Origin of the sequence: Calothrix rhizosoleniae SC01, from assembly GCF_900185595.1 — a bacterium.
Taxonomy (GTDB): Bacteria; Cyanobacteriota; Cyanobacteriia; order Cyanobacteriales; family Nostocaceae; genus Calothrix_A; species Calothrix_A rhizosoleniae.
On sequence record NZ_FYBH01000034.1, the window covers coordinates 8,456 to 21,303 of the forward strand.

Below are 12,848 nucleotides of genomic sequence, written 5' to 3' on the forward strand. Positions count from 1 at the left end.
TCACTGTGGCAACGTCGGCGTTATTCACTCCACAAGCTGTCACGGTCGAAAGGACTAAAAGTGATGTGTTGCGCGAACTAATTCGGAAGTTGTCAACAAAGATCAAGAAAAGTTAGTATTTGTTACGATTCCGACTGCTGTTGATTAACCCTCAATAGTTCTTCAATACCTGCGACTTCTTGGGCAATTAATGTTTCTATCTGATTTGCATCCAGTTGGGCAATGGCGGAAACATTGTCTGAATCTGGGTTTGTGACATCCTCAACTGTCCACCCGAATACTGTGTGCATTAGATGGGTTGCTAATATTTGTATATTGGGAAAGTCAAAGGCTAATGTGGAAGGCAGGGTAGCATTGAGATCTGCTTCCAGGCGATTTTTTAACTCCACTGCGGTGAGGGAATCTAAACCTAAATCGAAAAAGCCTTGTTGAGGATCGGGAATTTGCGATCGCTCTAATCCCAATACTAGCTGTAGTTGGTCTTGCAGATAGGTAACTAAGACATCATGTCTGAGTTGGGGGGAAACGGTTGCTAATTGTTCTCGAATCGGGATAAATTTTTTCTCTGGTGTGGGATTTACTGATGGTTGGGGATATTCCTCAGTAGCAGATAATGCTATTTCCACCCATTGAGATTGGGCAATAATCACTGCTGGTTGGGCAATTAATGGTTGATTGTTCAGGTGTGGCTGGATTGTAGCCGTGGTTTCAAAGCCGATTGCTTGTAATAATTCCTCCCATTTTGGCGCTGGTAATAATGGATGATGGGGACGTAAATCAAAGTCAGTAAATTTCCACCATCCCCCGGTAAACCCGGCAAATAAATCGACCCAACGCTGTCTAGCTGTAGTTTCTAACATAATCAACAAACCACCAGGGGCGAGTAATTCATGGATATGGGTTAAGGTTTGCCGTAGATCTGCGGTAGCATGAATGATGTTGGCAGCGATAATAATTTGGTAATGGTGGGAGGGAAATTTTTGTTGCTGTGGGTTTTCCTCAATATTTAAGACTTGATACCGTATAAACGGATAATCTGCAAATTTTTGCGCTGCCTTGGTGGTAAATAAAGGGCTAATATCTGTAAAAGTATATTGTGTTGTTTGGGGGTGAAGATGTGGTAACAAATAGGCTGTTGTTCCTCCTGTACCTGCACCAATTTCCAATATTCGTAAATCAGTCTTGGAGGAGAACTCATCTAGTACAGTCATGAGAGTTTTCTGCACTAATGTATTCATCACTTGGGAGAAAGGTGCGTCTTGATATAGTTGGGTTAATAAAGTAACATCAGCGTCTGGAAATAGACTTTGCAGGGGGTCACATTCTCCTCGTAAAACAGGTGCTAAGTTAGCACCACAACGTTGGACAACTGTTAATTCAGCTTTTGCTTGGGGACATTGCTCTAACAGCTTTTGTTGTCGGTTTTGGGGATGGGAAACATCTGGTTGATTAATCACCTGCCAATGATCATTAACTGATTTTAAGACCTGAGTTTCACTGAGCATTTCTAATAAGCGCAGTAACAATCTATAATGCTGGTCAACAATCCCTAGTTTTGTCGCCATTTCCTTAGCAGAAAAGCCCTGTTGTGGCTCAAAATTCCACCCCAAATTATCAAAAGCTTGCAAGACATATTCACTAGTTAGGGTTTCCAGTTGTTCTAAAACTTGCCAATAATTTACATCTATCTTCCCAATTAAACTGTCTAATTGCGGTTGTAAGGCAGCTTTGATTGTACCTGGTTGGGGAAGGGGGAAAGTGGCACAATTTTCAGTTTGATGTTGGTCAACTAAAATATTGACTATATCTGTAATCACTGCTTCCTGTTCTACTGGTAAGCGATTGAGTAATAATTGAGTTAACTTGTCTCGATTACCTGCATCTAAAAGTTGAGTAATTTGACTGGATTTACTCCCTACATTTTTTGTTGCTTTTGTCACTGCCCAATATCGTTTTCTCTGCCAAGGATAGGTGGGTAAATCAACTATATGGCGCTGATAATCTTGGTCAAACCCAGACCAATTAATCGCCACTCCCTGGGAAAACAAACTAGTTAAACTTGTGAGCATTTGTTGCCAATCACCAACACCAGGACAGAGTGTAGGTAGTAATGCAATTTCTGCTGTTGGTAAGTTTTGGCTAGCCATAGCTAAAAGTGTTGGTTTGGCTCCAATTTCCAGCAAAACTTCTACACCTTTTGCAGATAATGTGGCTAAACCCGCCGCAAATTGCACAGGTTTTTCTATCTGCTGACACCAATATTCAGGTGTGGCAATTTCCTCGGTGATCGGCTGACCAGTCACATTAGAAACTATATTAATTTTTGGTGATTGATAGTTAATTTTTTGGGCAACTTGGCGAAATGCAGAGATGATTGGTGTCATCAGAGGAGAATGGAAGCCGTGGGATACCCTTAAGGGTGTTGTTTTAATATTTTGGTTATTAAAAGTATGAATGAGTTGCTCTATGGCCTTTGCCTCACCAGACACTACCACATTTTGTGGCCCATTAATGGCTGCGATCGCTAAACCATGTTCGGCAATCACATTGCTAACAGTAGGGACATCGGTAAATACTGCTACCATTGCCCCTCCATCAGTGGATTGCATTAACCGTCCCCTGTGGGCAATTAAGGTTAAACCTTCTTCTAAAGTCCAAACTCCCGCCACAGTTGCCGCTACATACTCCCCCACACTATGACCCATCAGCCAATGGGGTTGGATGCCCCAAGTTTGCCATAAGGTAAATAAGGCATATTCTAGGGCAAATATTGCTGGTTGAGTATAAACGGTTTGATGAATTAAATCTGCGTTCTCTGGGGAACTGGGGTAGAGAATTTCTAGCAGTGGTACATCTAGCAGAGGTTGGAGAATTTCTGCACAATGCTCCAATGTTTTCCGGAAAGTTGGTTGGGTATCATAGAGTCCTTTACCCATCCCCGAATATTGCGAACCTTGCCCCGTGAATAAGCAAGCAATTTTGGCACTCTCTGCATTATTACTTGCTTTAGTAATATTTTGTTGTGTTAGTTGTGACTGGAGGTGGGGGATAGACTCAGCAATATAACTAGTACGATATGCAAACTGCGATCGCCCGGTATTGGCTGTAAAACAGATATCTGCCAGGGATAGATGGGGATGATTGTTTAAGTGTTGGTCATAGTCTTGAATTAATTGCTCTAATGCATCTGGGGTTTTGGCTGATAAGGTCAGCAAATGCAGTGGACGCTCCGGTGTATCTGGGGAATTTTCAACTGCTAAAGGAGCTTCTTCTAAGATAATATGTGCATTAGTGCCACTTAAACCAAAGGAACTTAGTCCCGCCAGTCGCGGCTTCTCCCCCCTTGACCAAGCCATAGATTTAGTGGGGATGTGGATAGGTAATTGCTCCCAATTGACGTGGGGATTGGGTTGTTGAAAATGTAAGTGGGGGGGAATCTCTTGATGTTGTAAAGACAGAATCACTTTTATAAATCCCGCAATTCCCGCAGCCGCTTCTAAATGACCGAGATTGGTTTTCACTGAGCCGACAATTAGGGGATTTTCTGGGGAATGGTTTTGACCATAGACTGCGTTCAATGCTTCTAACTCAATGGGATCCCCCAGAACTGTACCTGTACCGTGAGCTTCCACATAGCTAATTGCCTCTGGCTGAATTTTAGCTTTGGCGATCGCTGTTTGCATCAGCTTGACTTGGGCTTTTTCATTGGGAACTGTTAAGCCGCTACTGGGACCGTCATGATTGATGGCTGACCCGCGAATTAATCCTAAGATGGGGTTCCCATCGGCGATCGCATCTGTGAGACGTTTGAGGACAACAATACCACAGCCTTCACCTCTTGCCATGCCGTTGGCTGAAGCATCAAAGGTTTTGCAGCGACCATCAGGGGCTAAGGCTTGTAAGCGACATAAGCCGATGGTATTCTTGGGTGCTAACATCAAATTCACCCCACCCGCTAGAGCGAGGTTACATTCTCCCTGGCGCAAACTCTCCACTGCTAAATGTATGCCGACTAAGGAACTAGAGCAAGCGGTATCTAGTTGCATGTTTGGCCCTTGTAATCCCAACACATAGGCAATGCGCCCTGTGGCAATACTACGGGTCACTCCCAGATAAGAATATGCATCCAGATTGGTGTGGCTAGAATCTCCACCATTCACGGTTAACTGGGCATAATCATCTGTACACAAGCCGACAAATATGCCTGTCAAACTGTTTTTCAGGCTTTCTGGTACTATGGCTGAGTTTTCTAGGGCTTGCCAACAAACTTCTAATAGCAGGCGTTGTTGGGGATCCATGCTGGCGGCTTCCCTGGGAGAAATGCCGAAGAATACGGGATCGAATAAATCCACATCATCTACAAACCCACCATTACGGGTGTACATTTTGCCGGGGACATGGGGATCACAATCATAATAATCCTCAATCTGCCAGCGATCGCTGGGTACTTCTCCAATGGCATCCACTCCATTGCGTAACAGCTGCCAAAAGGCGGCGGGATTGTTTGCTCCTCCAGGAAATTTACAACCCATACCCACAATGGCGATCGCTTCTGATGCTGAATTTTCATATTCCCTGAGTTTTGCCCTCAGTTCTCGCAATTCCCAGAGGGCTTTTTTCATTAAGGAGGAGGAATCTGTATGATTTACATCTATATTCATCGCTGTTTGCTCTCCTCAATTGCGTTTAATTCTTGGGCGAGTAACTGTACAATATCTTCATCCCCAAGGTGGTCGAAAGCCGGTGCTGTGGGTTCTGTTGGCCTAGTTAAGGTCAGTCCCAGGACATTTTGCGCCAAATAGTCTACCAATTCTGCCACGCTGGCACATTTGAACAATAAGGTAGGCGGTAGGTCACATTCTAAGGTAGTTTGTAAGCTATTCCGCAATTCCACTGAGGTTAAGGAATCCATTCCCATATCAAAAAAGCCCTGTTGGGGATTAATGGTGGCTGTGGGTGATAATCCTAAGATTTTGCTCAGGTGCAAGTTGACATGGTTGGTGAGTAAAGTTATTGCTGCTTCTGGGTCAGTATTTTCTAACTGTTGGCGAATTGATGGAGTATCATCCGTCGTTGATGGGTTGACAACCTGGGACTGTAACAGGCTGAAGAATGGGGAATTTGTCCAAGGTTTGCCAAACTGTGACCAATCAATAGGAATCACACCCACTTGGATTGCCTTATTGTTCAATGATGCCTCTAAAATCTCTAATACTGCTTGGGCGGGAATAGTGCCCATACCTGTGCCAAGTAACCGGGAACTGATATCTAGTTTGACGGCTGCACCCACCTCATCCACTGCACCCCAGTTGATACATAGAGCAGGTAAACCCATTGCTCGACGTTCATATACTAAGGCATCTAAAAAACTATTGGCGGCGGCGTGGTTGGATTGTCCGATATTTCCTAAAATTGAGGCTGCTGCTGAGAATAGGACGAAAAAGTCTAGGGGTTGATCCTTGGTTAAAGAATGCAAATGCCAAGCCCCGTCTACCTTCGACTCCATAACTCGGGTAAATCTTGACCAAGATAATTGTTGCATCAACCCATCTGCCAATGTCCCAGCTGAATGAATTACCCCTCGTAGGGGTGGGGATGATTGGTCAATTTCTTGCAGAACTGCGGCGATTTCTTCAGCTTGGGACACATCAGCTTGAACAACTTTCACTTCAATGTCCATTGCTTCCAGGGATTTTAATGCTGAGGCATTTTCTGGCTGCACTCTCCTGCGTCCGACTAATACCAAATGCTTGGCACCTTTCTCTGCTAACCAATGTGCCACCAATAAACCTAAACCACCCAAGCCGCCGGTGATTAAATAAGTCCCCTCTGGGTGTAATTGCAACTGATTGGGGGAGGTCTGAGGAAATTGAGAGAGGACGATTTTGCCTGTGTGTTTTGCTTGCTGCATATAACGAAAGGCAGCGATCGCTTCTGTGAAGGAAAAGACTGTATGGGGTAAAGGCTGGAGTTCCTCTTGCTCAAACTGCTGTCCAAGTTTTTCTAGGATTCCTTGGGCTAATGTGGGTTGTGTTTGTACCACCTGCATTAGATCCACGGGAAAATAAGCTACATCTGGTCTGGCTTGGGCGACAGCTGCTGGTTCCCAAGCATTGCGTTTGGAAATTTCCACAAATCGACCATTACGCCGCAATACAGCTAGGCTGCTTTCAATAAATCCTGGGGAGGTGAGGGAGTTGAGAACAATATCCACTCCTTGGTTTTGGGTAAATTCCATCACCTGTTGGGCGAAATCCAAGTTACGGGAATTCATGATATATTTGACTCCCAAGGATTTGAGAACTTCCCATTTTCCAGGACTGGCTGTGGCGAAGACTTCTGCCCCGGCTTGTTGGGCAATTTGCACGGCGGCTTGTCCCACTCCTCCGGTAGCCGCGTGAATCAAGACGCGATCGCCCGGTTGAATTTTGGCTAAATGATCCAGGGTATAATCGGCTGTGAGAAAGGCTGAGGGGATGGTGGCGGCTTCAACAAAACTCAATTGTTGAGGCATGGGGATAGTCATTGCGGCATTCACTGTCACAAACTGACTGAAGCTACCGCTAACCATGGCGATTGCGGCATCATTGATGTGGAAGTTTGTTACCCCTTCCCCCACAGCTACGACTTTTCCCGCACACTCTAATCCCAATGGAGCTGATTTGACAATAGGGAGTGGGGAGTCGGGAGTGGGGAGTCGGTCAGAGGTATTTTCATCCTTGGTGGTAAAATTGTTCTTCATCGGGACTGCTTCTCCTGGATATAAACCCAAGACAATCATCAAATCCCGGAAGTTTAATCCCGCCGCTTCTACCTGGATTTCAATTTCTCCCGCCTTTGGTTGACTACGGGTGATGGGTTGCAGGTGTAAGTTGTCTAGTTCACCGGGTGTACTTATGTCTAACCTGACTGGTTGCAGATTACTATCAGACTTGTTATCTAAGGGTTTACGGTTCAGTCTGGCTAGATGTCGCCTACCCTCTCGAAAGGCAATTTGGTCTTCTGATGTGGGATTGCTAATTTCTAACAATATGTTTTGCACATCTTGCTGTATGTCTTTTCCAGGGACATCAATGCGGACACAATTTAGTTCCGGATGTTCTAAGTTTAAGGATTTGCCCATGCCCCATAAACTCGATTGGGCAAGCCCTGGGACTGAATGATCTAGAGCATCAGCAGGAACGGCTTGTCTGGTAACTAACCACAACTGAGAGGATTTTTCCAGTTTGGCGATCGCTTGACATAGATGTAAGGTACTTGCACAACTGAAAATAGTCCCTGCTTTGAGTTGGGTGTGGGTCAAATCTGGGGAGCTGGCTGCATTTAGACTCCAACAGTGAATAATTCCCGATAAAGGTTGGGGAATTGCAGACAAAAGTTGCTCAAAATCAGCTTTATTTGCTGGATTGAGTTGAAATTCTTGCTGACCAATAACTTGATAATTTTCCCCAGCAAAAGCCAAGACCACATCTTCACCGCGATCGCGTAGTTGTTGAGCGATCGCTTCACCTGTACCTTGACCATCCCCTAATATCAACCATGTTTGTTCTGAGGATTTGCTATCAACACATGGGGATGCTGTGGTTTGAGCTAGGAATATTTCTTGTTGTGATAAACTTTGCCCTTGAGAGTTATTGATACTAATGGTTTCTACTTTTGTAAACCCAGTTTCTGTTAGTAATTGCTGCCATTTTTCCCCTGATAGTAAAGGATAATTTGGTCGCCATTTAACATCTTGCTCTTGAAATTTCCACCACCCTTCTGTCAAACCAAAGGTTAAATCAATCCAGTTTTGCTTTTGTGTTGCTTCTAATAAAACCAACATTCCTCCAGGTGCCAGTAGTTGCCGTACATGAGTTAATGTTGTGGGTAAATTAGCCGTTGCATGTAACACATTGGCAGCTAGAATTATGTCGTATTTTTGATCAGCAAGTCCTTGCTCTCGGGGATTTTTTTCAATATCTAAAACTTCATATTTAATAAATGGATAATCTTTAAATGTCTCACTTGCTTGGGTGATGAAACTGGCACCAACATCTGTGAATGTATATTCAATTTGTTCAGCATTTAAACTAGGCAATACATAGCGAGTTGTCCCCCCTGTTCCGGCTCCAATTTCTAAAATTCTCATGCCTTGGGATGGGGGTAATTTTTCCAGGGTGGAATTAATTGTCTGAGCGACTAAACTGTTCATCGCCACTGCTAAAGGAGAGTGCTGATACAGTTGACTTACTAATGTGGCATCCCCTTGGGGAAATAATAAATCAAGAGGGTCAATTTTCCCCTGTAAAACCTCTGCTAATTGATTCCCACAACCCTGTAATAAAGTTAATTCGTTGGCGGTTTCTGCGGTATTATTTACTTGCCCAGTCAAGTTTTGCCCTGTGGGGGGAATCGTTTCCACCCGCCATGTCTGATTTTGTGGTTCTAAAAATTTGGCGGCGCTCAATATTTCTAAGAGGCGATTAACTAAACCCAAATATTGAGGATTCATTCCAGTTTGCTCAACCAGCTCGTCAGTAGTAAATTCCTGATTTAACTGCCATTGCCATTTTAATTTTGTCAAGGCTTGTAAAATATAACTTACAGCCAATTCTTCCAGTTGATTCACACCATTTTGATATGCCGTGAGTCTCTCCTGAAAATCATCAACCCTGACTAATTTTTGCTTAGTTTCTGCTGGTGATAACAATGGCGGCAATGTAGGAGAATTTGGATGACGGAATATAGCTTGGGGCAACCATTGTATTTGATAAAGCCAATCTGACCATAACTGATGCTGCTGACCAAATATTGCTTGGGGATTGGCTGGCTGAAACTGCATTCCTTCAATTTCAGCAATTAACTCTCCCTGCTCTGACCACAAATGCAAGTCAGCAATGATCACCTGATTTACCTGGCGCAGTTTTACCTCGCTCCAACGTGGCTCTCCCAAATTCAATACTCGCAAACTATCTAAACTAGTAGGCAAATAAGTCTGGGTATTGCCTTGAGCAACTAATACCACCCCTACCACTTGTAAACAGCCATCCCATAAAACTGGGTGGAGTTTATATTCCTTTTCTTCTCCTCCTAATACATCTGGTAAATAAATCTCACCAACAAACTTATCTGCCTGTTGTCCAACTTGTTTAACTGTTTGTAAGCTTTTACCTAATTTAATTCCTCTTGCTGTCAAGTCTTCGTAATAAGAATTAACCGGAATTACTGTTGTATAACTTCCCAAATCCTGATGAATTAATTTTTTGGGTGATGTTTTGCCGAGAACACCCGAACCATGACAGAGCCAATTATCAGCCTGTAAACTAAATATTTCCACCAAATAACGTGCTGAAGTTTCCGGTGTTAAAGCAATCTGCACCGTCACAGAACCATCTTCAGGTATGACTAATGCTTGTTGAATGACAAAATTTTGCAGCGTGATTTGCTCAGTTTGCCATACTTTGATCCCGGCAGCGATCGCCATTTCTAAAAAGGCTGTTCCAGGTAAGATCATCTGTCCATAGACCAGATGATCGGCGATAAAGCTCAACGTATCACAACTGAGTTGAGTCTCAAAACAAATGGTTTTTGATTTAGCTAACCGTAAACGTTGCCCGAGTAAAGGATTTTTTGCCGATTTTACTTCAGAAATACTATGTTTTTTACTATGTCTTTTGGCTGTGATTTCCGGTGATAACCAATATTTTTGTTTTTGCCAAGGATAGGTAGGTAGAAAAGGTAATCGTCGATGGGAATAATCTTGCTCAAAACCCTGCCAATCAATGTTCACACCTTGGACATATAACATCCCTAAAGTTTCTAGTATTTGCTGCCAATTAGATTTTTGCGGATGTAAACTCCCTAGCCAAATTTTTCTCTCACTTCCCCAATCAGCTTTCGCCATTGCTGTTAGAGTTGTTTTAGCCCCTAATTCTAAAAAAATGTCATATTCAGCAATTAATGTGGCTAATCCTTTTGTCCACTGCACGGGCTGTAAAATATGTTCCACCCAATAATCTGGACTTGCCATATCTGGGGTTGCCCAGGTACCGGTGACATTGGCAATCATATCTAGTTGGGGTGTATTGTATGTAATTTGCTGGGCAACTTGACGAAATTCCTCTACCATCGGTTGCATTAAAGGAGAGTGAAAAGCTAAACGCACCTGCAAAGGTTGGCTTTTGATCCCCATCTGGGACAGACGCTCCACTAACCCATCAATGGCTGATGCTTCCCCGGAAACTGTCAAACTTTGCCGTCCATTGTATGCTGCAATAGTTAGGGAAGGATGAGAAGCAATTGCCTGACGTACCATTGTCTCATCAGACCAAACGGCTATCATTTTGCCATTTTCTGGGATTTGCTGCATCAATCGACCTCTAGCAGCAACTAACATTAAGGCATCTTCTAAACTAAATACCCCTGCCACACAGGCAGCTATGTATTCCCCTAAACTATGCCCCATGACCGCATCTGGCTTCACTCCCCAAGATAACCACAGTTGATAGAGGGAATAGCCAATGGCGAATAAAGCCGGTTGAGTGTAAGCTGTCTGGTGTAACTTATCTATGTCTGCGTACAGCAGATCCCCCAAGGAAACATCCAAGTGTGAATCCAATATTTCCTGACAGCGATCAAGTGCTTGGCGAAATGTGGGTTGGGTATCATAGAGTTCTCGTCCCATACCTACATATTGGGAACCTTGACCTGTAAACAGAAAGGCAATTTTGGGAGCTTTTTTTGCAGATATCAAACCTTGAAAGCAGCCACCATCTGCATTTCCCTTCAGCTTTTGCTCAACTTCTGCCAAGGAACTAGCAACCAAACTTAACCGATAATCAAAGTGCGATCGCCCTGTGTTAGTGGTATGGCAAATATCCCCCAAATTTGCTTGCCCATGCCCATCTATATAATGAATATAATCCTGGGCTAGTTGTTGTAAAGCTGTTGGGGTTTTCCCTGATAAGGTTAACAAATGATAGGGACGTTCATTAAGAGGCTGGGAGGAAGCATTCCCCATGCTTCCAGCTCCCTTACCCCCTGCTTCTTCTCCTGAAGAGGGTGATTCTAGATTGGGTGCAGCTTCTAGAACTACATGCACATTCGTACCTGTAAATCCGAAGGAACTCACCCCCGCAATTTGTCTACCATCGACTCCTGCCAATGATTGCAAAGTTGTTGGCACCGTAATCGGTAAGTTGTGCCAATCTATTTGGGGATTGGGTTGCTGAAAGTTGAGGTGGGGGGGAATCTGTTGATTTTGCAGTGCTAGCACTACCTTAATTAACCCTGCAATTCCCGCCGCCCCTTCTAAATGTCCAAGATTCGTCTTGACTGAGCCAATCAACAAAGGACTCTGGCGATCTGAACTAAAGACTGCTCCTAATGCTCCCACTTCTATGGGATCCCCTAAAGAGGTTCCTGTACCGTGGGCTTCAATATAACTGACTTGTTGTGGTGTGACTCCGCTATTTTCCAGGGCTTCCCGAATGACTGCTTGCTGTGCAGGGCCATTGGGTACTGTCAACCCACTTGTGCGACCATCGTGATTGGCAGCTGAGCCACGAATCAAAGCTAAAATTGGATCCCCATCACTCAAAGCATCCGCCAACCTTTTCAGGACAATCATGCCAGCACCTTCGCCTCTGACATAACCATCCGCAGCTGCATCAAAAGTATGACAGCGATCGCTCGGAGATAACATTTGTGCTTTCGAGCCAATAATACTGATATCTGGTGCCAGCAGTAAGTTGACTCCTCCCGCTAAAGCTAAGTTACATTCCCGTTGACGTAGACTTTGACAGGCTTGATGCACAGCCAATAACGATGAAGAACAAGCCGTATTCACAGCTACACTCACCCCTCTGAGTCCTAGGATGTAAGACAAACGCCCCGCCGCCGCACTCAAAGCGTTTCCCGTACCCACATAGGCTGCTAAATCCTGAGGATCTCCAGAACTAGTAATCAGTTGAAAGTAGTCACTGGTACAAATCCCAACAAAGACTCCCGTGGCACTAGCCAATAATTTTTCTGGTGATTGGGCACCATTTTCTAGGGCTTCCCAAGCCACCTCTAACAATAGACGTTGTTGCGGATCAAGGATGTTAACTTCCCTTGGGGAAATACCGAAAAATTCCGCATCAAATTTGTCTACATCCCTTAACAAACCTGCTTGGCGGGTATACATTTTCCCCCCTACTTCTGGATGGGGATCATAGTATGTGGCTATGTCCCATCTTTGTTGAGGTATATCGGTAATTCCCTGTTGACCATTTTTTAATAATTCCCAAAATGTCTGGGGTGTATCGCTTCCCCCAGGAAAACGACAACCGATGCCAACAACAGCAATGGGTTCGGCTTTGAGCAAATCTATCTTTGGTAAAAGCTGCTGTGTAGCTAACGCTAATTTCAGAGGGGACATTGTAGAAAGACGTTGAGATAAGCTTTGCATACCAAAGGTGCTGTAGTTATCGTTATGCGTCATGGGCTTGTTTTGCTACACTTGCCCACTAATACCATAGGGCTAACATTGTATGCAATGCCAAATTTTTTACCACTAACAATTTGATATTTTTTTTACCTTCTTAATCGCCAATGTAGACAATTAAGTATAATTATCTCAATTTTGTTACATTATGTAGAGATTACATGATGCTAGTTGCGTAACACCTGTTACTTTTGGTAGGGTATCTTTGATTATAATTGGGTTGTACAACATGATCAAAAACTGGAAAATGCGTTAAGCTTTTATACAAGTGAGGTTTTTTGACTGAAGAGTAAAATTATACAAGCCATCAATATTTATTTATGGACAAATAATTTTGTTATTGAAATCTTTAGCTAGAAATTCAAATTGAATATGGGAG

At 43.7% G+C, this 12,848-nt stretch carries 2 protein-coding genes; both read right to left on the reverse strand.

From position 1 onward, the window contains the following. Positions 1–122: 122 nt before the first annotated feature. Positions 123–4,661: a type I polyketide synthase gene (locus CALSC_RS01765; protein WP_088239713.1), complete on the reverse strand. Its 4,539-nt coding sequence runs from the start codon at positions 4,659–4,661 to the stop codon at positions 123–125. Beyond that, entirely contained in the window at positions 4,658–12,466 is a 7,809-nt protein-coding gene (locus tag CALSC_RS01770) for a type I polyketide synthase (RefSeq protein ID WP_088239714.1), read from the reverse strand. Before CALSC_RS01770 ends, CALSC_RS01765 begins: the two co-directional genes overlap by 4 nt. Positions 12,467–12,848 lie beyond the last annotated feature (382 nt).